16 protein-coding genes and 1 riboswitch are annotated in these 21,506 nt (G+C 42.2%); of the genes, 5 read left to right on the top strand and 11 right to left on the bottom strand.

Annotated elements, in window-relative coordinates; translation table 11 throughout:
- Nucleotides 1–6 precede the first annotated feature (6 nt).
- Nucleotides 7–1,029 (top strand): aromatic acid exporter family protein, encoded by a 1,023-nt coding sequence (locus tag E2626_RS13810; protein ID WP_134382372.1) that lies wholly within the window; start codon nt 7–9, stop codon nt 1,027–1,029.
- Nucleotides 1,030–1,242: 213 nt separating this feature from the next.
- Here E2626_RS13810 and metH read toward each other — a convergent pair whose 3' ends face one another.
- The 3 genes from metH to E2626_RS13795 form a co-directional block, all read right to left on the bottom strand.
- Nucleotides 1,243–4,710 carry a methionine synthase gene (gene metH / locus E2626_RS13805; protein WP_208528153.1) on the bottom strand — a complete coding sequence of 1,156 codons (3,468 nt, stop codon included), beginning with the start codon at nt 4,708–4,710 and terminating at the stop codon, nt 1,243–1,245.
- Nucleotides 4,658–6,508 carry a bifunctional homocysteine S-methyltransferase/methylenetetrahydrofolate reductase gene (locus E2626_RS13800; protein WP_134382370.1) on the bottom strand — a complete coding sequence of 617 codons (1,851 nt, stop codon included), beginning with the start codon at nt 6,506–6,508 and terminating at the stop codon, nt 4,658–4,660. The genes metH and E2626_RS13800 overlap by 53 nt, the downstream gene beginning before the upstream one ends.
- Nucleotides 6,509–6,597: 89 nt before the next feature.
- A riboswitch (SAM riboswitch) is annotated at nt 6,598–6,703 on the bottom strand.
- Nucleotides 6,704–7,079: 376 nt separating this feature from the next.
- The gene (locus tag E2626_RS13795; protein WP_134382369.1) at nt 7,080–7,619 is read right to left on the bottom strand and encodes a DUF4352 domain-containing protein; all 540 of its coding nucleotides are present in this window, start codon (nt 7,617–7,619) and stop codon (nt 7,080–7,082) included.
- Between the two features lie 149 nt (nt 7,620–7,768).
- On the opposite strand from E2626_RS13795, the gene E2626_RS13790 reads away from it, so the two are divergent.
- Complete coding sequence (locus E2626_RS13790; protein ID WP_134382368.1) at nt 7,769–8,413, top strand: SOS response-associated peptidase; 645 nt, start codon at nt 7,769–7,771, stop codon at nt 8,411–8,413.
- A gap of 34 nt (nt 8,414–8,447) precedes the next feature.
- Here the strand turns inward: E2626_RS13790 and E2626_RS13785 are convergent, their stop codons facing one another.
- From E2626_RS13785 to E2626_RS13770, 4 genes are all read right to left on the bottom strand, one after another.
- Nucleotides 8,448–9,104, bottom strand: coding sequence for a potassium channel family protein (locus E2626_RS13785; RefSeq protein WP_134382367.1), 657 nt, complete (start codon nt 9,102–9,104; stop codon nt 8,448–8,450).
- A gap of 27 nt (nt 9,105–9,131) precedes the next feature.
- Nucleotides 9,132–9,878: an STAS domain-containing protein gene (locus E2626_RS13780; RefSeq protein ID WP_134382366.1), complete on the bottom strand. Its 747-nt coding sequence runs from the start codon at nt 9,876–9,878 to the stop codon at nt 9,132–9,134.
- 3 nt (nt 9,879–9,881) lie between these two features.
- A complete protein-coding gene (locus E2626_RS13775; protein WP_134382365.1) occupies nt 9,882–10,541 on the bottom strand; it encodes a cobalamin B12-binding domain-containing protein in 660 nt (219 codons plus the stop codon).
- An 85-nt stretch (nt 10,542–10,626) separates the two neighbouring features.
- Nucleotides 10,627–11,754 carry a DEAD/DEAH box helicase gene (locus E2626_RS13770; protein ID WP_134382364.1) on the bottom strand — a complete coding sequence of 376 codons (1,128 nt, stop codon included), beginning with the start codon at nt 11,752–11,754 and terminating at the stop codon, nt 10,627–10,629.
- Nucleotides 11,755–11,881: 127 nt separating this feature from the next.
- Here E2626_RS13770 and E2626_RS13765 point away from each other — a divergent pair, with 127 nt between their 5' ends.
- Nucleotides 11,882–12,832 (top strand): cation diffusion facilitator family transporter, encoded by a 951-nt coding sequence (locus tag E2626_RS13765; protein WP_424955138.1) that lies wholly within the window; start codon nt 11,882–11,884, stop codon nt 12,830–12,832.
- 71 nt (nt 12,833–12,903) lie between these two features.
- Here the strand turns inward: E2626_RS13765 and E2626_RS13760 are convergent, their stop codons facing one another.
- The 4 genes from E2626_RS13760 to E2626_RS13745 all read right to left on the bottom strand — a co-directional run bounded on the left by E2626_RS13760 (nt 12,904) and on the right by E2626_RS13745 (nt 19,003).
- Complete coding sequence (locus E2626_RS13760; protein ID WP_134382362.1) at nt 12,904–14,739, bottom strand: ABC transporter ATP-binding protein; 1,836 nt, start codon at nt 14,737–14,739, stop codon at nt 12,904–12,906.
- Entirely contained in the window at nt 14,729–16,459 is a 1,731-nt protein-coding gene (locus tag E2626_RS13755; protein WP_134382361.1) for an ABC transporter ATP-binding protein, read from the bottom strand. The genes E2626_RS13760 and E2626_RS13755 overlap by 11 nt, the downstream gene beginning before the upstream one ends.
- Nucleotides 16,460–16,721: 262 nt before the next feature.
- A complete protein-coding gene (locus E2626_RS13750) occupies nt 16,722–18,230 on the bottom strand; it encodes a potassium/proton antiporter (RefSeq protein WP_134382360.1) in 1,509 nt (502 codons plus the stop codon).
- A 251-nt stretch (nt 18,231–18,481) separates the two neighbouring features.
- Nucleotides 18,482–19,003: a type 1 glutamine amidotransferase domain-containing protein gene (locus tag E2626_RS13745; RefSeq protein WP_134382359.1), complete on the bottom strand. Its 522-nt coding sequence runs from the start codon at nt 19,001–19,003 to the stop codon at nt 18,482–18,484.
- An 89-nt stretch (nt 19,004–19,092) separates the two neighbouring features.
- On the opposite strand from E2626_RS13745, the gene E2626_RS13740 reads away from it, so the two are divergent.
- Both E2626_RS13740 and E2626_RS13735 read left to right on the top strand, forming a co-directional pair.
- Entirely contained in the window at nt 19,093–19,392 is a 300-nt protein-coding gene (locus tag E2626_RS13740) for a DUF6509 family protein (protein ID WP_134382358.1), read from the top strand.
- Between the two features lie 195 nt (nt 19,393–19,587).
- Complete coding sequence (locus E2626_RS13735) at nt 19,588–21,411, top strand: methyl-accepting chemotaxis protein (RefSeq protein ID WP_134382357.1); 1,824 nt, start codon at nt 19,588–19,590, stop codon at nt 21,409–21,411.
- Nucleotides 21,412–21,506 lie beyond the last annotated feature (95 nt).

The raw sequence follows: 21,506 nt of genomic DNA, 5'->3' as shown, positions 1-21,506 counted from the left end.
ACTCATATGCAATGGTTAAAAAGAAGATTTATCGGCGGCAGAATTTTAAAGACGGGTGTTGCAGTATTTTTAACTGCACTGATCTGCCAGCTATTAAATCTGCCAGTCGTGTTTGCAGTAATCACGGCAATTGTCACAATTGAACCAACCGCAGCAGATTCAATAAAAAAAGGCTTAATCCGTTTTCCTGCATCTGCGATCGGTGCCTTCATTGCAATGCTTGCTACATTTTTACTCGGCGATATTGCCATTACATACACGATCTCAGCAGTCCTGACGATCTGGATATGCTATAAATTAAAGCTGGATGCTGGCATGCTGGTCGCTACGCTGACTGCAGTTGCAATGATTCCAGGGACGGAAGATCATTTTCTTATGGAGTTTGTCAAAAGGCTTGGCACAACCGGTATTGGAATTTTGACTTCAACTTTAGTCAACTTTGTACTGATGCCACCAAAGTATAAAGTTCAAATCACTTCATTAATAGGTGAGGCGGAAGCTAAACTTACACAGCTTCTCGCTGAAAGAACAAACGAGCTTCTGGACCAGAAAAACTCACCGATTAACTTGGAAAGTGCCTCTAATCAACTTCGCACCAATCTTGATCGTGCAGAAATGTTTTGCAGGTTTCAACTGCAGGAATGGCACTACCATTCTTATAAACGTGAGGAAATGAATGAAATACAGACGCTGCAAAAGAAGATTTACCTCCTGAGACAGCTGTCTTTTCATTTAGCGAACCTGATTTCACTGCCATCAGATGATGCACCCGGGTGGTCAATCAAAGAAAAACAGGCCGTCCGCACACTCGTCTCTCAACTGAACAACAGGATTATCAGGAGCGGTGAGCAGGAACCGATGGATGCTGAGGCACTTGCTCTTCTGCGACATGAATTAAAAGGTGAAACAGATGAAGAAGAACTGCCGGATAAAAGCTATATTTATTTTGAACTCTTAACAATCCACGCATTACTGAAAAAGCGAAAATCTTTCGTAAACGTGCCAAGTGCAAAACCGGAAGAACTCTAGAGTATTCAAAAAAAGCCGGGGGGATTGCTCCCCCGGCTTTTTTTATGAATAAGATGATCTCATGGTTATAAGTCAATAGTCACTAAGTTTCGAAGTGTAGCTGTTATTCGTCGAACATTCCACTTTAAGTAGTGAACCCAGGTCATTTACACTCGAACATGACCCAATACTGGCTAACAACATCTATCGAATGTCGAAAACTACGGCATATACCTACATCACATTAAAATATCTCGCATCAGGATGGGCAAATACAATCGCTGAAACGCTCGCTTCAGGCTCCATCATAAACCCATCCGTCAGCTGAACACCGATATCTTCCGGACTGATCAGCTTAAATAGTTTTTCCTGATCTTCAAGCTCAGGGCATGCAGGATAGCCGAATGAAAAGCGCTGACCCTGATACTTTGCACTGAAACGTTCCTGCATCGTAAAGTCAACGGGATCCGGGAAGCCCCAGCGATCTCTCATTTGCTGATGTAACAGCTCTGCAAACCCTTCAGCTGTTTCAAGCGCAAGTGCCTGGAGTGCATGACTTTCGAGGAATCTACCCTCTTCTTTATACTGCTGGGCTTTTTCTCGGATCCCCCTGCCTGCTGTAACAGTGAAAAATCCGACATAATCCATTATACCGCTCTCTTTTGAACGGAGATAATCTGATAAACAGAGATATGGTGATCTTGGCTGACGTGGGAAAGTGAAACGCTCAATCTCCTGACCTGTTTCGGGATGGTAGATGATGACGTCATCGCCTTCACTTTGAGCAGGGAAAAACTGATACACTGCGGCTGGTGTGATCAATCCTTCCTTTTTCACATCTTCAATCAGGTGATCAACTGTCGACTTAACCTTCAACGTCTTTTCATCTTTTTCTTCAAGCAGTCTGGAGATCTTTCCTTTTACGCCCAGGTGATGCCCAAGCAGCATTTGCATATTGATATAGGCTTCAACGTGCGCAACTGAATAGGAGCTGATCACGTGGCGCTTTGTATCATTCGGCACAAAAACAGGCGCCTCACGTACTGGAGCTTTTTCTAATACACCTACTGCCGTTTCTCTCGCAGGACGCGGCTCCTGAGACTGCAGCTTTTCCTGTTTGGCAAAGATTTCTTCACTGAGCTTTGCACGTTCTAGTTCGTCCTGCAGCTGGTTTGCAAGGCTGAGACCATTCATTGCATCTTTCGCATATAAAACAAGTCCATCATAATGATTCGAGATTTTAGTATCTACAAATTTACGGGACAAAGCTGCGCCACCAACCAGAATCGGAACATCTAGCCCTTTTTCACGCATATCACCTGCTGTAATCACCATCTGTTGAGCTGATTTTACAAGCAGTCCTGATAAACCGACGATATCCGGCTTTTCACGTTCAATTGCTTCAATTAACACTGGAGGCGTTACCTTAATACCGAGATCGACAACATCGTAGCCGTTATTACTTAAAATAATTTCTACGAGGTTCTTGCCGATATCATGGACATCCCCTTTAACTGTAGCAAGTATGACTTTTCCTTTAGAAGAAGATTCATCAGATGCTTCCATATGCGGTTCAAGAAATGCAACGGCTGCTTTCATCACTTCGGCACTTTGTAATACCTCAGCAACGATCAGCTGATTGTCATTGAACAGCCGGCCAACTTCCTTCATGCCTGTCATTAGAGGGCCGTTAATGATCGATAAGGGTTCATCATACTCTTTTAAAGCCTGCTCAAGGTCAGGCAGTAATCCCTCTTTTGTCCCTTCTACTACATAATAAGAAAGTCTTTCTTCAAGCGTCATATCAGGTAGGTCAGATAATGTTTCTTTCTTTTTACCGCGATAGAAAGCAGTAAATTCTGCTAAATTTTCATCTGTTGTATCAAACAAAAGCTTTTCAGCCATTTCTACTTCTTCAGGGTTGATCGAAGCAAAGCGCTCAAGTTTTTCTGTGTTTACGATGGCATAATCTAACCCTGCAAGTGTACAGTGATAGAGATATACGGCGTTTAATACTTCACGTCCTACTGGTGGCAGGCCGAATGATACGTTACTGACCCCAAGGACGGTCTGCACTGCCGGAAAAGCTTCTTTAATGAGTTTAATGCCTTCAACGGTTGCATTGGCAGACCCAATATATTGTTCATCACCAGTTCCTACCGGAAAGACAAGCGGATCAAAAATAATGTCTGTCGGATCCACACCATAATCTTTTGTTAAGATCTCATAAGAGCGTTTTGCAATTTCGAGCTTTCTTTCAGCTGTAACGCCCATTCCTTTTTCATCAATTGTGCCGACGACAAGCGCAGCACCATATTGCTTTGCAAGTGGAACAACTGCATCAAACCGTTCAAGTCCATCTTCAAGGTTGATTGAGTTAATGATTGATTTCCCTTGTGAATAGCGTAATGCCACTTCAATCACTTTTTCATCTGTGGAATCTATTACAAGCGGAACTTTCACTTTCTTTACAACTTCCTGCATAAAGACTTCCATATCAGCTTCTTCTTCACGATCAGGATCAGCAAGACAGATATCAATCACATGTGCTCCTTTTTTCACCTGGGCACGCGCAATTTCTGATGCTTCTTCAATCTTTCCTTCTGCAATCAGACGCTTGAACTTTCTAGATCCGATCACATTTGTACGTTCTCCGATCATTAGCGGCCGCATTGATGGATCATCATAGATCAGCGGTTCAATGCCTGACACAGTATGTTCCTTTTTCGGCTTATAGCTGCGTGGCTTATACTTTTTCATTTCTGCCGCGATTGCACGGATATGATCCGGCGTTGTACCACAGCATCCGCCCACAATATTCAGCCAGCCTTTTTCAGCAAAACCGCTCAGCTTTTTCGCTAACGTTTCAGGTGTTTCGTGATAAATACCTTCTTCATCAGGGAGGCCGGCATTTGGATAACAGCTGACGAAAGACTGATTGATTTCAGCAAGTGAACGGATGTGGTCCTGCATGAATTCAGGGCCTGTTGCACAGTTCAATCCTACTGATACAGGATTCATATGCTCGACACTAATATAGAACGAATCAATGGTCTGACCCGCAAGCGTCGTGCCCATCGGCTCAATCGTTCCGGAAATCATCATTGGCAACTCTTTGCCTGTCTTTTGAAAAGCGTCCTGAATGCCAAGGAAGGCACTTTTTACATTTAATAAATCCTGACTCGTTTCAATTAGCAGCAAATCTGCGCCACCATCAATCAGGCCTCTTGCCTGTTCAGCATATGAATCTTTCAGCTGTTCGAATGTAGCTCCGCCCGTGACGCTTAATGTTTTTGTTGTCGGTCCCATTGAACCCGCCACAAAACGCGGATACTCTACTGTAGACCATTTTTGTGCTGATTTTTTAGCAATCTCAGCTCCGAGTCGTGAAAGCTCATAAGCTTCAGACGCAATATCATACTCTTCTAACACGACACTCATGCTGCCAAACGTGTTGGTCTCCACAATGTCTGCACCGGCTTCGAAGTATGCATCATGTATCTTTTCAAGAACGTCCGGACGGGTGCGGTTCAGGTTTTCATTACATCCTTCGAGTTCTTCTCCGCCAAAGTCTTCTGCTGAAAGATTTGCATCCTGAAGCATGGTACCCATCGCACCATCCATAATAAGAATTCTTTTTTCCAGTTGTTTAGTGAATAATGTGCGCACGTTGGTTTCCTCCTCGCTTTGCCGCCTGCTCATTGGCATAGCGTGTTAGTTCTGCTGTCATTTCATAACGCATAAATGGTGTGATCAGATAAATACCGTTAAAGAGATCCAGCGCTGTATCAATTAATGACTTTGTAATGGCAAGTCCCTCCTGATAAGACTTTTCCCGATCACCTGATACGGCTGCCATACGATCTCTTACCTGTTCAGTCAGTTTAATTCCGGGTACTTCATTATGAAGGAAATCTGCATTTTTACTGCTGGTCAGCGGCATTAGACCAATGTAAACAGGTTTACCTAAACCTTTAACTGAGTCAGCTGTCTCAATTAGCTTTTCTTCTGAAAATACAGGCTGGCTCATGAAATAATCAGCTCCAGCTGTAATTTTCTTTTCAAGACGCTGTACTGCTCTTTCTATGCTGCGGACATTCGGGTTAAATGCAGCGCCAATTGTAAATGACGCCTTTTCTCCAAGGTCTTTCCCTGACATCGACATCCCGTTATTCAGCTGCTGAATCATCTCGATCAGTTCAAATGATGAGACGTCATAGACTGAAGCCGCACCGGGGAAATCTCCAACCTTTGTCGGATCTCCTGTTACCGCTAGAATATCGTGCAGTCCCAGGGTATGAAGCCCCATGAGGTGACTCTGAAGACCGATCAGATTGCGGTCTCTGCAAGTTAAATGAACGAGTGGACGTACACCCTGCTGCTTGATCAGATACCCTAGAGAGTCATTTGAAATACGCGGGCTTGCCAGTGAGTTATCAGCCAGTGTCACTGCATCTGCTCCGGCTGCATTGAGAGCTTTTGCACCTTCAATAAATTTATCTGTATGAAGCTTTTTAGGTGGATCTAATTCAACGATCACTGATTTTCTGGCTCTTACAATGTCAGTGAGTGGTTCAGGCAGATCCTTCTGGTGTGATCGCAGAATAATCTTTTCCGCTTTCTCCACTTTTTTTTCTGTGACAGGTGTTAGTCCTTTTAATGCCTGACTGAATGATCTGACGTGGTCAGGTGTCGTACCGCAGCAGCCTCCAAGGAGCCTTACTCCCTGTTCTCTGAATGCAGGGGCGACTTCACCAAAATAGTCAGCATTATTACTATACTGAAGAGAGCCTTCTGAATAAGAAGGCAAACTCGCGTTCGGATAACACGATAAGTAAGCTTTTTTCGGCAGCGGAACCTGCTCCAGTGACTTGATCATATGGAAAGGGCCCTGTCTGCAATTCAGACCTACCACATCTGCTCCAAGCTGTTCGAGCTCAAGAAGTGCTTCAGCAACAGGCTTACCGCTTTGCATCACATCAGGATCCTGTACTGAAATATGAGCAACAATCGGAAGGTCCGTTTCTTTTCTGGCAATCTCAATCACTGCTGCCAGCTCTTCAAAATCGTAATATGTTTCGAATAGCAGACCATCTACTCCTTCTAAGAGTAAACAATAAAGCTGCTCTCTGAATGTTCGCTTAATTTCAGTTATATCGATCGACTGAGGACGAAAGCTTCTGATTCCGCCGATCGTACCGAGTATAAATGTATGTTCTCCGGCAGCTGCTTTTGCATTTTTAACAGCAGCGGTATTGATTTCTTTTACTTTCTCTTCCAGTCCATAGCGTTCGAGCTTATGATAGTTTGCACCATAAGTATTTGTCTGTATGACATCTGCACCTGCTTCAATATAAGCCTGATGAATTTGCTGAATGTGATTTGGCTGTGACAAATTCAGTTCTTCGAAGCACTGGTCAGAACCATATGAATACAGGAGGGTACCCATTGCGCCATCACCAATCAGAATTCTATTTTTCATTTCTTCCAGTAAATTCATTTTTTCACCCTTCCTGTATGCTTATGGATTCTTGTCTATACAAAAAAGCCTTCTTAAGGAATAAATAAGAAGGCTTTAAGTATCTAAGCTTCTCATCTTCCCTGCATGTTGCAGGATGGATTTAGCACCTTTTCACATATGTGAAGGTTGCTGAGGTTTCAACGGGCCTGTTCCCTCCGCCTCTCATGATAAGAATCCACGCTATTCAATTAATTATGACAACTTTACAAGAAGAAAGACCGTTATGTCAATAGTGAGGCTTTTAAAATGTTGCTAAAAAGTTGGCTGTTGATTTCCGCTCCAGGGGAACGCTTTCCGCATGAGCCGTCTTTTGGCTCCGGTTCAATCAAGCCTCCACGGCGCAAGCGCCTGCGGGGTCTTACCTGTCCGATTTCTCCTGCTGGAGTCGTCCCCTTCCGCTTCAATCACCAGCTGTGCTAAAAAAACAATTAGCTTTAATATAGCTATTAAAAAAGAAAGTGACTCTTTAAATAAAGCGTCACTTTCCCGTATTAATTATTTTATACTTTTACTAAATATTAATGGTAAACAAAATTTATAAATCTTCGGATCAGTCTAATGAAGTGATTCCCTGGAGTCTCCATTCAACTTCTTCTTCGTTAAAAGTGCCGAAAAGTTTGAATGCAGTTGTTGCTGCTGATTCGTATTGCAGTGAAGCTTCAGCAGTTTCTCCGGCAGCAATTGTCCATTCTGCTGGTTCACCATAAGCTGATTTTTCCTCATCTGTTAAATCAGTTAAAGTGAAATCTTCTGTAGATAAAGACATTTCTTCTTCACCATTATTGGTTACAGTCATATTAATTTCGTATACACGGTTTGTCTCATCAATTTCCTCTGTAACCCCCGCATCAGTAACTGTCATCGTCAGATCGCCTGCTGTTACTTCGTCGCCAACGAGCGCAAGAGCCGGTTCTTCTGAATTTTCTTCTTCGCTTTCAGTCGTCTCTTCCTCTGTTTCTGGCGTTTCTTCTGTTTCTACTTCTTCTGTTGCCGTTTCTTCTTCTGTTTCTGCAGGCTCTGTTGAATCTTCTGAGCACGCAGCAAGCATAAGTGCAGCTGCTAATGCAGATACTAACCAAAATTTCTTCATTTGGAATACCCTCCTAGATATGTATGTCTTGTAACATTATGATTCGTAAGTCGAAACAAATCAACTGATTACCTTTATTAGGAAATAAGTTTAAATCTTCTCTATCTTCGCAATATTTTGTTACAATTTCTTTAAAGGAGAGATGTTTCATGTGCGGAAGGTTTTCTTTAGTAGAAGCAATGATTGATCTGCAAGCTTACTATCAATTTGAAATGCGTGATGATTTCGGATATACACCTAATCAGAATCTGGCACCCAGTCAGCATGCCGCTGCTGTCGTACAACTGAATGGTAAACGTTATCCTGCCACTTTCAGGTGGGGATTAATTCCTCCATTTGCTAAGGATGATAAGATCGGTTTTAAAACGTTCAATGCACGTTCAGAAACGGTATCTGAAAAACCCAGCTTTAGAGAGGCATTCAAATCGAAGCGCTGCCTCATTCCGGCAACTTCTTTCTATGAGTGGAAAAAAACAGGGGAGACTAAACAGCCATTTGAAATAACAAGGCAAGATGGTGACCCTCTTACATTTGCCGGGCTTTGGGAATCCTGGAGAAATGGTGAAGAGTTGATCAGAAGCTGTACGATTTTAACTACTGAACCGAATGAGCTGATGTCTGATATTCATAACCGGATGCCAGTCATTCTTGAACGTTCTTCGTTCGATCAATGGCTCAATCCGGACGAAAGCAAAGCCTCCCTTCAACAATTATTAAAGCCTTGCCCGAGTGACCTGATTACAGCAGATGAAATTTCAGGAAAACGATTCAAAAAATCCAGATCCTCTTCATAGAGATCTGGATTTTCCCGCTATTAACCTGATTTGATCAGACACCCTGCTTCTCAAACCGGTGCAGCTTTCTGTTCTCACCAATCACGATCAGGACATCCTCTTTTTCAATACGATCTTCTCCGCTCGGTGACACGATCATATCATGACTTCTGTATATGCCCACAATGTTACAGCCAAAACGGTTTCTAACATTCAGCGCTGCAATCGTTTTGCCAATAATTCTCGGTGTGGCTTTAATTTCAACCATCGAATGTTCTTCAGTTAACTCTACATAATCGATAAAGTGTTTTGAAGCCAGCCTATGTGCAATACGACGGGCCATATCTTTTTCAGGACGTATCACTCGTGTAGCACCAATTTTCTCCAGTACTTTTTGATGATAAAGACTTGATGCTTTAACCCAGATTTCTTTTACACCGAGATCAGTCAAAATAATGGTTGTAAGTATACTGGCTTCAATGTTTTCACCGAATGATACAACAACCAGATCAAAGTTTCTGATACCGGCCTGAACCAGGAGCTGTTCATCCTGTGCATCTCCATGGATGACATGCGTCGCAATATCGAAGTACTTATCTACTAACTCTTCATTACGGTCCATCGCAAACACTTCTGCACCGATTGCATGAAACTCTTCAACCAGGTGTCCTCCGAAGCTGCCAAGTCCGAGTACTGCAAATTGTTTGTTCATGTCAATCCTTCTTTCTTTACTTGTCCTTTAGCAAATGATGCGGGCAACCTTATCTTCAAGATTATTAATAAATGTAAGCTTTTTAATTGTTTTAAATTGATTAAGAAAAGGCGCATGTTCCGGTTTCACACCGGTAATTGTACACTCTGCCCCAAAAAGAGAAAAGCTTTGAATCATTTTCATTAATTCTTCTACACCTGCTTCGTCCATACGGCCAACAGATTGCAGATCAATAATGACTTCATCTATATTCTGTGAATAAATGTTGTTTAAAATACGTTCCTGATTATAATGAATGAGCGATACAGACAAATCTCCAAAAATAGGGATCAATACGACCTCATCCGTTAAATGAATGGCTGCAGTACTCAATTCACTGATACGGCCAAATGAAACTTCCAATTCATTCTTTTTTAAAATGAGTTCCATATCACTTTCTTCCAGACGACGCTGGTGTTCTTTCACTTTATTCATCAGTTGCACAATTAATTGATCTTCCAGCTGAAGAACAACAGCTGCCGTGTTTTTATCCCAGTTGATAAAAACAGTAAATAACGAGATAACACCTTCTGCAGTGACTAAATTCAGTTCTAATTTTTCTACATGCTTATGCTGCATAAACCTGACAGCTTTATCTTTGCTCTCATGATCAACCCAGTTTAGAAATGAAGCCGATCTGCCGAACAATTTCTCAGCTTTTCCAGAGGCTTCTATAATATTCAAAGAATGATCAATGATCACCATCGGCATAGGCATGGCATCAAGGTGGATCAACTTTTATTTTCCTCCTTTAGCGCGATTAGAAATCCACGCTGACAGCTCGCTTCCTTCTTGAATCATCGTCACTTTTGAATCATCAGCTTTATCTAAAAGCTGATCAGGAAGCGATAAAAAACGGCCTCCGATTAATAGTTCAATATCTTCAAATCGCTCCATCAGCCGCTGAATATAGGAGGGTACTTTTTCTCCCTGTCTCAGCATACTCGCTGACATACCAATAATATCCGGCTTCCAGTTAACTGCCATCGTCAGGACGAATTCCACGGGCAGGTTTGCTCCCATTAAGCGGACTTCATAACCGCTTTCTTCAAAGATTTGCGCAATCATCCGGATGCCCAGGTCATGTTCTTCCTGTTCAACACAGAAAAATAATGCTTTTCCCTGGTCAGTCGGCGTGTTTTTCATACGCGGCAGGATAATCTCATGTTTATAGCGGGCAAGTGTAAAATCACAGGTAGTTGTTGCCAGATGCTCATCTGCAACTGTTATTTCATTTTCCTGCCACTTCTTTCCGATTTCAACCATTGCCGGCGTCAGGAGCTGATAAAAAATATCTTCAGTAGACGTGCCATTTTCTACTTCATTCACAACATATTCCCATGCCTTTTCCTGATCACCATCAAGAAGTACATGAGTAAAATGCGTCACTGTCTCCATTTATCGATCACTCCCTGCTCATTAGTGCGTCCAAATTATAAACAAATTCTCATGTTTTTACTATAGAAAGTCAACTATTCCACTTTCAGGATACAGGTGTCACTGTTTCCCAGTCTCCCCGATACATCGTTACTTCTTCAAGTTCAACGCCCAATTCCTTCGTATAACGCTTGATTTTCTTTACTTCACCAGGTGTGACAAATGATAATACTGTACCTTTTGCTCCTGCTCTGCCAGTTCTGCCTGAACGGTGGATATATTGATCGAGTGATTCTGCAGCATCCATGTGTATCACATAAGTCACTTCTTCAATATCAAGGCCTCTCGTTGCCAGATCAGTTGCTAAAAGTAACGGCAGCTCGCCTTTTCGGAATTTACGCATAGAAGTGGCTCTTTGTTCTTTTGTCAGATCGCTGTGCAGTACAGCAATCTCCAGGTTTTTATAGTTCAGTTTTTCCGCTGCTGTCATGACTTCAAGCACTTCCTGCATAAAGGCAAGCGATTTTTCATGTTTCATTGCATCCATACGGACCATTCTTCTGATCATATCTATTTTTTCACGGTTTTCACACACCATATACTGATGGCGTACGTCACCAAGGTTAATATCCTCACGTCCAACTTTAATGACTTCAGGCGTCTTCATGATTCCCTGACCATCCTGAATGACATCTGCCGACAGTGTTGCTGAGAACATTGCCAGCTGCCTCTGATCTGCAAGTGTGCTTTTAATAATCTCTCCGATTGATTCTTTATGTTCAGGTAAAAGCAGCTGGTCTGCTTCATCAAGAATCACTGTTCTGATTTCATGCGTTTTCAATTTCTTTTGACGAATCAGTTCCAGGATACGTCCTGGTGTACCTACGATTACGTGCGGCTGTTTCTTTAATTTTTCAAGCTGTCTTTTCGGGTTGGCACCACCAATGATTGATGCTGATTTCAGCCCTGCCTCTTTTCCCCATACCTGCAATACATCAAGAATTTGCATTGAAAGCTCCTTTGAAGGCGCGAGAATTAGTGCCTGTGGCAGCTTCTGATCAGCTTTTAGATTTTCAATTAAAGGCAATACATATGAAAGTGTCTTTCCAGTACCTGTTGGGGACTCCGCAATCACGTCTTTACCAGTCATCATTAGCGGAATTACTTTCTCCTGGACAGCTGTCATTTTTTCAAATCCGGATTCATTCCATTTAGTCAGTGTTTTCTCTAGCATCGTATCCACTCTCCGTTCATCTCATTGCTTCTTATTGTACCATTTTCATTAAATTTACGCAGGTTGGAGAAAATCACAAGAATTGGGGAATATAGATGGAAAGCTGACAATGAAAGGAGAACTTAAAATGTTTAAACTGCTAAAAGGCGGAAATAAGCCTTCGCTGCTTGCTGCAATCGTAAATACTTTTATTGCATTACTTAAAATGGGGGCTTATTTAATCACAGGAAATGTGGCAATGTTTGCAGAAATGATGCACTCCTTCGGTGATGCTGCCAATCAGTTTTTTGTTTTTATCGGGTCTGCGCTGTCAAAGAAAGCACCAACACCACGATTCCCTAATGGATTCGGACGGGTTGTTAATCTTGTCTGCCTCGGTGCAGTCCTGATCGTCGGAGTGTTGTCCTATGAAACCATAAAAGAAGGTATTCACCATTTTCTTCACCCGGTTGAGACATCCGGTATCGCAATTGTACTCGGCGTTCTGGCCATTAGTGTCGTCCTTGAACTGTTCGTATTCTATAAAGCCGGTAAAGAGATACTACACGAAGTCGGGGCCGAGGGTAAAGGAGTCAGTGTCTTTACCAAAAGCTTTACACACTTGAATCAGGCAAAACCGGCGACTAAGCTGGTTTATATGGAGGATTTTGTTGCTACCAGTGGAGGCATTTTAGCAATTATAGCTGTTTTGATCTCTTATGTTACCGGCTTTCACAAAGCTGAAGGCATTGCTTCAGTGATGATTGGTTTAATGATGTTTTATGTAGTTGGACGTGTTTTCCTTGAAAATGCACGTGGTGCCATTGGTGAAACTGATGAAGAAATGCGTGCGCACATCAGTAAAATTATTTTAAAAGATGAAAACGTGAAGGATATTAAGAGCCTGAATGTGGTGAAAGAAGGAGAAAGTCTGCACGTTGAGACCAGCCTGGAAGTTGATCATACTTTAACGGTTGCAGAAGCAGATGATATACGGGATCGTCTTTCATTGCTAATTTATGCACAAAAGGATGTATCAGATGTTGTGATCTACTTTGACGAAGATAATATGACAACAGACTGGCAGCCTCTTCATTAACTGAAACTCCTGCATCTGTAACACATAATATGAGGCAAAGCCGGGGCTGCCGGCTTTGCCTCATATTTTTATTAACCAAGGAGCTGTTCCTTCAGCTGACCTCGCTGAAGATCTGCATAAAAACCATTTTGCTGCAGCAACTCTTCATGATTACCCTGTTCTATCAGCTGTCCATTATTTAATACCAGAATCTGATCAGCACTCTGAATTGTATTCAGTCTGTGGGCGATTACAAAACTTGTTCTTCCCTTCATGAGTACTTCAAGTGCTTCCTGAATTTTAATTTCCGTCACTGTATCAATACTTGAGGTCGCTTCATCCAAAATCAGCAAATCAGGATCTGCGAGCATCGCTCTCGCAATAGCAAGCAGCTGTCTCTGTCCCTGACTGATTCCTTCACCGTCCGCTTTCAGAACCGTGTCATAACCGTCAGGCATTTTATTTATAAAACTTCCCGCATTCGCCATGTCAGCTGCTTTTTCAACTTCCTGATCCGACGCATTTAACCGGCCGTAGCGAATATTTTCACGAATCGTTCCCTGAAAGAGAATTGAATCCTGCAACACAAATGCCATGTGACTTCTCAGGCTTGAACGCTTTATTTTTGTGAGGTCTGTGCCATCAATGTACACTTTACCGCCCGTTGGATTATAAAAGCGGGACAGCAAATTAATAATCGTGGTCTTGCCGGCACCGGTTGGTCCGACCAGCGCGATCGTTTCACCGGGAGATGCCGCAAATGAGATATCACGGAGAATCATCTCATCCTCTTCATATGAGAAAGAAACATTTTTAAATGCAACATGGCCCTCAAGCGTTTCAAGCTCTTTCGCATCCTTCTCATCTTTTCTTTCTTCACTTTCGCTCATAATGTCAAATACCCGCTCTGCACCAGCGACTGCTGATAATAGCGTATTGAACTGATTAGCCAAATCATTCAGCGGTCTCGTGAACTGGCGTGAATACTCCACAAAAATAACGATAACACCAATGGTAACTTGGCCATTCAATGCAAGTACGCCCCCGACCAGCGCGATCACTGCAAAGCTCAGGTTATTCAAAAAGTTCATCAGCTTCGGGATAAATCCTGAAAATGTTTGTGCCCAGAAACCTGCCAGTCTCAGCTTTTCATTCTTCTCTTCAAATTGGTGAATAACCCGGTCTTCCTGAGAGAATGTTTTAATAATTCTTTGGCCTGACAGTGTTTCCTGTATGTAACCATTCAGTTCTCCGAGGTTACGCTGCTGTTCTTTAAACAGCCTGCCAGTTCTCTTTGTAATCCACTTCAAACCAAGTACCATTGCTGGAATAACAAGGACTGTAATCAATGTCAGAAGCGGGCTTAAGTAAAGCATAACTCCAACCGTCCCGACCAGCGTCAGCACACTTGAAACGATCTGGATGACCGAACTGTTTAACGTTGAACTGACATTTTCCATATCATTCGTCACACGGCTCATCAGTTCACCATGCTGCCTTTTATCAAAGAAAGGGATAGGGAGCTTTTGCAAGTGATTAAAAAGCTGTGTACGCATCGTAAAAACTGTCTGCTGAGCGATTCTGACCATCCACATCGCCTGAAACCACATCGAGAGTGAATAAATAATATAAACAACAGCAAGCAGCCAGATCAGCTGGATCAATCCATCTGCATCACCATTCACTATATAATCGTCTATCGCCATTCCGACAAGAAATGGACCAAGCAATGCCATAGCCGAACTGATGAAAACCATAAGTAACACAAGATAAAGCTTTCCTTTATTCATAGACAGATAGCGCCAGATCTTTTTCACAGTACCTGCAAAATCATCTGCTTTACGTTTTTTTGTCCCGGCAGCTGATTCATCCAATTCTTCAAGTGTTCTTCTTTTATAGCGAAAAGGGCGTTTAATTTCATTCAGCATATGGCAAAGCCTCCTTTCCTGCCTGTGATTCAACGATTTTTCTGTAAAGATCAGACGTTTTCACGAGCTCTTCATGACTGCCTTCATCAAGCAGTTTTCCATCTTCAATCAATAGCACCCTATCAGAAGCCATTGTTGTACTGATTTTTTGTGTAATCATAATAGTCGTACAGGACAACTCTTCAAGCGCATTGAGGAGTTTTGTTTCTGTTTTCATATCCAATGCACTCGTACTGTCATCCAGCAAGAGGATGACCGGTTTTTTAACGAGTGCCCTGGCAATTGACAGACGCTGCTTTTGTCCGCCTGAGAGATTAACCCCTTTTTGTCCGAGGATTGTGTCATATTGTTTCGGCAGGCTCATGATTGTGTCATGAATTTGTGCGCGCTGAGCTGCTTCCTGCACTTCTTCAAACGTTGCTTGTTCATTTCCCCATTTAATATTCTCCTGAATCGTTCCTGTAAACAGCATGGCTTCCTGTGGGACGAATCCGATTTGGCTGCGTAAATTTTTCAGTGTCATCTCATGGACACTCTGATCATCAATTTTTACAGCTCCTTCATTCACATCATACAGCCTAGGTATAAGCTGAAAAATCGTTGACTTACCTGAACCTGTTCCGCCCAGCACCGAGACTCTTTCACCTGCTTTTACTGTAAATGAAAGATCATCCAGCACTTTCACAGACGTTTCCGGATATGTAAAACTGACATGTTCAAAAGCTACTTCACCTTTTTTAATCATAAAACTTTTACTGGACTCCTGATCATAAAGGTCAACGTCGGTATTTAACACTTCACTGATACGTGCATTTGACGCTTTTGCCCTTGAAAAAACCATAATAATCATCGTAACGATAGACAGCGCACCAGTCATTCTGGTCGCATAATTCACAATCGCTACAACCTCACCTACACTTGCTCCCCCGGTATTAACTTCCACTGTTCCATACCAGAGAATCACAAGAATACTTAAATTCATTAATAATAGAATCACAGGCATTGTTACTTCTATCAGGCGCAGTGCTGAAACCGTTTTATCCATCAACTGCTCACTCGACTGATGAAATCTTTTCATCTCATGCTTACCTCTCAGAAAAGCTTTAATCAGTCGAATACCAATCAGGTTTTCCTGCATTACGTTATTTACATGATCAAGACGTTCCTGAACAGACTTAAATAAATTTCCCGCTTTACTCATAATGACTAGCAAAAATAAAATGAGAACCGGTACAGAAATGACAAGCACGAGTGCAAGCATCGGATTAACAAGCAGTGCCATAATGACACTTCCGATCACTAAAAGCGGAGCACGCATCATAATTCTCAAGCTCATAAACACAGTATTCTGCAGCATCGTTACATCGTTTGTCAGACGGGTGATCAATGAAGAAGTCGGAAATACACTAAAGTTGGAGAACGAAAATTCCTGCACTTTTTTGTATAGCGCTTCTCTAATATCAAACCCAAAACTCTGGCTGACGTGAGAAGAGTAAAACGAGTTCGTTACACCCGCTGCAAATGCAGCCAGCGAGCATCCGACAAGCACGGCTCCCCACATCAGCACAGCCGATAAATTATTCTGCTGAATTCCTTGATCAATAATGTACGAAATAATAAGAGGCTGAACGAGCTCAACTGCCAGTTCAGTCAGCATTAATAAAAGGGCAATCATGATAGCGATTTTATATGGTGTTAAAAACGAAGTGATTTTTGTCATACACATTCTTCCTTCCAAAACATTTGAGACTCGAAATACATACTCGTACTTTACCACAATTTTAAGAGTTTTCAGAGAGATTTACGTTTGCGAATGCTGGATGATCATGAATGTGAGCTGTGAATCGGAATTTGTGGGTACTGGAAGGAGTTTTGTCAGTTCGGCGTCCGTTTTCATCAGTTAATAGCAGCAAGTTGTCGGTTTCAGCATCCGAATTGTCGCATTCGCGTCAAAAGACCTACTTTCTCTGAAGCAAAAAAAGTCAGGCTTTTGAGCCTGACTTTTTTGCTTTAACTGTATTTCTCTCTTCATCCTGCTCTTCTTTCCAGCTCTTTTGATAAAAACGGATCTTTACAAGGTCACGGGTTTTCTTTTTTGTTAGAACGTAAAGTGTGTCTCCTTCTTTTAGCCTTGTTACGCCAGTTGGAGTCAGGATTTTTTCTTTTCTGATCACTGCCGTAATCAGCGTGTATTTCGGCAGCGTAATATCCGCCAGCTTCATCCCGGCCACAACAGCATCTTTAGGTATTGTCAGTTCAATCATTTCAGATTCAGTTTTTCCAAGAGCAACAAGTTCAAGGCTGTATGGACTTGCCGGTTTCTCTTCTCCGGCAAGCCCCAGTCTGTTACCCAGCCATGAAAGCGTTCCGCCTTGGATAAGTGCAGAAGTAAGCACAACGAAAAATACCGTATTAAATATAAGCATAGCGTTATCTATCCCGGCTACGATTGGATAAGTAGCTAATACGATTGGAACTGCTCCTTTTAAACCTGCCCAGGAAACAAATATTTTTTCTTTACCGTTATACCTCATGCCAAGCATACTCAAAAATACGCCAACAGGCCGTGCAACCAGCATTAAAATGAGCGACAGCACGATTCCCTGCCATATATTTTCGAGAAGCTGATTAGGGAAGACGAGCAGCCCAAGCATGATGAACATTACAATCTGCATCATCCATGCAAAACCTTCATTAAATCGTAATATCGAATGGCGGTATGGTATTTCGTAGTTCCCTACAACAACGGCCATTACGTAAACTGCCAACAGGCCGCTTCCATTCATAAAAGTTGTACTGGCATATGTAAAAATAGCGAATGACAGCGCAAGTACAGGATAGAGTCCTGAAGCATCAAGGTTTATTCTCGAAATTGTGAACACTGTCAGCCTGCCAAGAATCAGTCCGGCCGCTAGCCCAACAGACATTTGCATGATGAAAGCACCTATCAATGACCAGGTTCCTGTTTCGGGAATTTGAATGAGTTCGATAAACATGACAGTTAAAAATACAGCCATTGGATCATTGGTTCCAGACTCTGCTTCAAGCGTGGAAGTCAACTTGGCTTTAATATTTTTAGTACCCAGGACAGAAAATACTGCTGCCGCATCTGTGGAACCTACAATGGCACCGAGCAGCAGGCCTTCAAGCCAGGTTAAATCGAGAATCCAGACAGCCGCAAGACCCACAATACCTGAAGTGATCACGACACCAAATGTTGCAAGTGAAGTTGACGCTCCAAGCACCGGTCTAATACTTTGCCATCTGGTTTGCGTTCCCCCTTCAAACAAGATAATAATTAACGCTAATATTCCAACGAGCTGAACAAATTCGGTGTTTTCAAAGTAGATAACTTCGCTGAGTAACATACCAGCGATTAAGAACAGAACTAGCGAGGGCATTCCTAAACGTGAAGAGAATTTTGTAGCAGCTACCCCGATGATCAGCATGGCAGCCATAAGAAAAATTAAACCGTCTACCGTAAAATCCACAAGCTCACTCCTTCAATTCGTGCGGTAAATTAATTATAACAAAAAGTGTCATTGAAGGTGCTTGTGAAGACTTGATCATGATCATTCAGAGCGAATGTAAATTGACCGGAATGAATGTTGGATACCTGTTGAAGAATTCTCACCAATCAACATAAAGACTGCCCGCAATGCTAAAAATTTTGACATTGCGGGCAATTCATCTCTTAAAACTATTATATGGCAACATGCTGATTATATAAGCAAACAGCTATTTACAAACTGAATGCCTCAACCAATGCATTGCCATATGCCGGTAAATCAGGCGGTCTTCTGCTTGAAATAATGTGACCGTCAGTTACTACTGCCTCATCATGCCAGATCGCACCAGCGTTGGTCATATCATCTTTAATACCAGGTGTGCTTGTGACGTTTCGTCCTTCCAATATCCCTGCTGAGATCAGTACCCATCCTGCATGGCAGATCTGGCCGATCACTTTTTTATGCTGGTCCATATACTGAACCATGTCAATCACTTCTTTATAACGTCTTAACTTATCTGGTGACCACCCGCCTGGCACAAGAATTCCATCATATTCACTTACATTGATTTCATTGAATGCATAGTCGCTTTGTGCGGGCACACCATATTTTCCTTTGTATACCTCACCATTTTTCTCTCCAACAATATGAACAACGGCTCCTTCCCCACGCAATCTCATCACCGGGACCCATAGTTCTAAATCTTCAAAGTCATCACTTACTAAAGCAATTATTTTCTTATCTTTTAATTTCATATTAAACTGCCTCCTTTTTTGCCTCTGGTACATACAATAGCCACTTTGTTGTATACTGAAACAATCATACTTGAAAGGTGGAGTTGTATATGGACATTAAATCTTACACAGTTGAAAAAATAAATGACTCATTTGGTATTCTTACAGGAGATCGTTTCGAATTTATGCTTGAAGTAGAAGTTGAAGAGGACGATGAACTCTATCAGGATGGCGGCGTTAGCATTAAGGCGCTTTACAAAGTTGAGGACGGCGAAGAACAACTGCTGAAATATGATTTGATCAAAACCAGTGATGGTGATGCATTAGACTTTGAGCTTGAAGATGAAGAAATTCAGGCAATCAAATCTTTCTGCAGTTCACGATGGCAGGAAGCCCTTGAAAAAAATTAATCGTAACGCTTGAAGCAGGTATCCCCTTCATTGGGGTACCTGCTTTTTTGCTATTTGAAAAATTTTTTTCAAGATAACTCTATTAGAAATTTAAGAATCGTCAAAATATTTTCTTGACTCGAAATAAATATTCCCATAATATGAGGATGAAATGATTATTACTTTATACCTATATATACATGGAGGAAGGATGACATGATGAAAGGGTCTGTAGGTCAAAAGCTGGTTTCTGCATTTCTGATCGTTGCGCTGATTTTCGCAGCATCCGGCGTTTATTCTTATATGAATATGCGGGAAATGAGCCAGACATTTGAAGAAGTTACTGAGTCATTATTTGAAGCCAGGGCAGCCATTTTGGAGCTCGAGAGTACAGTTCATGAACAAAATAGTACATACAGAGGTTATTTATTATCCTCTCAAACGATCTATCTGGACCGCTTTTATGAGTTAAATGAAGAAACAGCAGTACTTGGAGAAAGAATCGAAACACTGATTTCTGGAGATTCTTCCTCACAGCTGCTGGCATCCATTACAGAAAAAAATGCAGAGATGCTAACAATTGGTGAAGGCCTCCTTCCACTTTTTGAATCTAATCCTGATATAGCACGAGCAAGAGCAACAGGATCAATGACTCCTTTAGCTAATCAGCTTGCAGATGAAGCGAATGAAATGATCACTGCAATTAATGGAGAAATTACGACTACGCTAGAAGAATCGAATGCGGCAATTGCTCAAGCACGGACACTTTCTGCAGTCATCATGGGAGCAGCATTTATCATCGCGATTTTAATGGGTATCATTCTTACATCCCGAATTACAAAACCGCTGAAATCTATGACTGCAATGGCAGAGCGTGTTGCAGCCGGAGACTTAAGAGAACAGCCGATATCTGTTAAAGGGAACGATGAAATTGCGAAGCTGCAGCATTCTTTTAATGCCATGCAGGATAATTTGAAAAATCTGATTCAAAAAATCTCACTAAATTCCGCTCAGGTAGCTGCTTCCTCTGAAGAACTTTCAGCTAACGCAGAACAGACATCTAAAGCAACGGAGCAGACTGCAGGTTCTATCGAAGAAATTTCACGCGGTTCTGAAGACCAGGTTTCAGCTGCCGGCCGCAGTGTTGAATCACTGCGTAATGTGACGACTGGGATTCAGGCAATCGCTGAGAGTGCCAATGTCATTGAAGGCTATTCAAACGAGTCCCTCTCTCATGCCAATGATGGGGGCGCATTAGTAGAAAAAACAGTGAATAATATGGAATCAATTAATCAGCGTGTCGGCGAGTCGGATCAGGCAATTCAAAACCTGTCTTCCCGTACTGATGAAATCGGCTCTATTTTAGAAGTGATCAGAGGGATTGCGGATCAGACAAACCTGTTAGCACTGAATGCTGCGATTGAAGCTGCACGTGCCGGTGAACACGGAAAAGGTTTTGCCGTGGTTGCAGATGAAGTCAGAAAGCTTGCTGAACAATCTGCAGGGTCCACACATAAAATTAATGATCTGATCTCGGAAATGCAAAAAGACTCTTCTCGTTCTGTTGAAACCATGAACGTTGTAAAAGCAGAAGTTGAACGTGGAATTACTTCTGCACAGGAAACAAGAGAGAAGTTCCAGCTGATCGTAGGTTCCGTAGAGCAGATGACCACACAGATTGAGCAGATGAATGAAACTGCACAGTCCATCGCTGCAAAGTCAGACGAAGTGACAGATACAGTTGGCAGTATGACTGGTATTGCAAAGGATACAAATGATCACTCTGCCAGTGTCAGCGCCGCTGCACAGCAGACATTAGCTTCGATGGAAGAAGTCACCTCCTCTGCCTCAGCATTAACTGGAATGGCAGAAGAGCTACAGGGATTGATTGCAACGTTTGAGCTCCCGGATGAAAATGAAGTCTATGAGGAAAGTGACAATTCGGAAATTGTATATGAATATGAAGATGACCAACATGAGGAACATTTCGATGAAGAATTTGAAAATGATCCAAAAGAAGATAACGAAAAGGCCTCATAAGAAAAAGGTTTCAGCTTTTATTTTCTAAAAAGCTGAAACCTCAGGTTGTTGAATTTCATAAGCCGTGCCGGATCATTCCTTCGCTTTCCGCGGAC

Source organism: Jeotgalibacillus salarius (genome assembly GCF_004405125.1).
GTDB lineage: Bacteria > Bacillota > Bacilli > Bacillales > Jeotgalibacillaceae > Jeotgalibacillus > Jeotgalibacillus salarius.
This window is presented reverse-complemented; position numbering and strand designations above follow the sequence as displayed.

Bases quoted from the DNA above. Each gene is read 5' to 3' on its own strand.
- E2626_RS13810 (WP_134382372.1), top strand. From the start codon at position 7: ATGCAATGGTTAAAAAGAAGATTTATCGGCGGCAGAATTTTAAAGACG.
- metH (WP_208528153.1), bottom strand. From the start codon at position 4,710: ATGAGCAGGCGGCAAAGCGAGGAGGAAACCAACGTGCGCACATTATTC.
- E2626_RS13800 (WP_134382370.1), bottom strand. From the start codon at position 6,508: ATGAATTTACTGGAAGAAATGAAAAATAGAATTCTGATTGGTGATGGC.
- E2626_RS13795 (WP_134382369.1), bottom strand. From the start codon at position 7,619: ATGAAGAAATTTTGGTTAGTATCTGCATTAGCAGCTGCACTTATGCTT.
- E2626_RS13790 (WP_134382368.1), top strand. From the start codon at position 7,769: ATGTGCGGAAGGTTTTCTTTAGTAGAAGCAATGATTGATCTGCAAGCT.
- E2626_RS13785 (WP_134382367.1), bottom strand. From the start codon at position 9,104: ATGAACAAACAATTTGCAGTACTCGGACTTGGCAGCTTCGGAGGACAC.
- E2626_RS13775 (WP_134382365.1), bottom strand. From the start codon at position 10,541: ATGGAGACAGTGACGCATTTTACTCATGTACTTCTTGATGGTGATCAG.
- E2626_RS13770 (WP_134382364.1), bottom strand. From the start codon at position 11,754: ATGCTAGAGAAAACACTGACTAAATGGAATGAATCCGGATTTGAAAAA.
- E2626_RS13765 (WP_424955138.1), top strand. From the start codon at position 11,882: ATGTTTAAACTGCTAAAAGGCGGAAATAAGCCTTCGCTGCTTGCTGCA.
- E2626_RS13760 (WP_134382362.1), bottom strand. From the start codon at position 14,739: ATGCTGAATGAAATTAAACGCCCTTTTCGCTATAAAAGAAGAACACTT.
- E2626_RS13755 (WP_134382361.1), bottom strand. From the start codon at position 16,459: ATGACAAAAATCACTTCGTTTTTAACACCATATAAAATCGCTATCATG.
- E2626_RS13745 (WP_134382359.1), bottom strand. From the start codon at position 19,003: ATGAAATTAAAAGATAAGAAAATAATTGCTTTAGTAAGTGATGACTTT.
- E2626_RS13740 (WP_134382358.1), top strand. From the start codon at position 19,093: ATGGACATTAAATCTTACACAGTTGAAAAAATAAATGACTCATTTGGT.
- E2626_RS13735 (WP_134382357.1), top strand. From the start codon at position 19,588: ATGATGAAAGGGTCTGTAGGTCAAAAGCTGGTTTCTGCATTTCTGATC.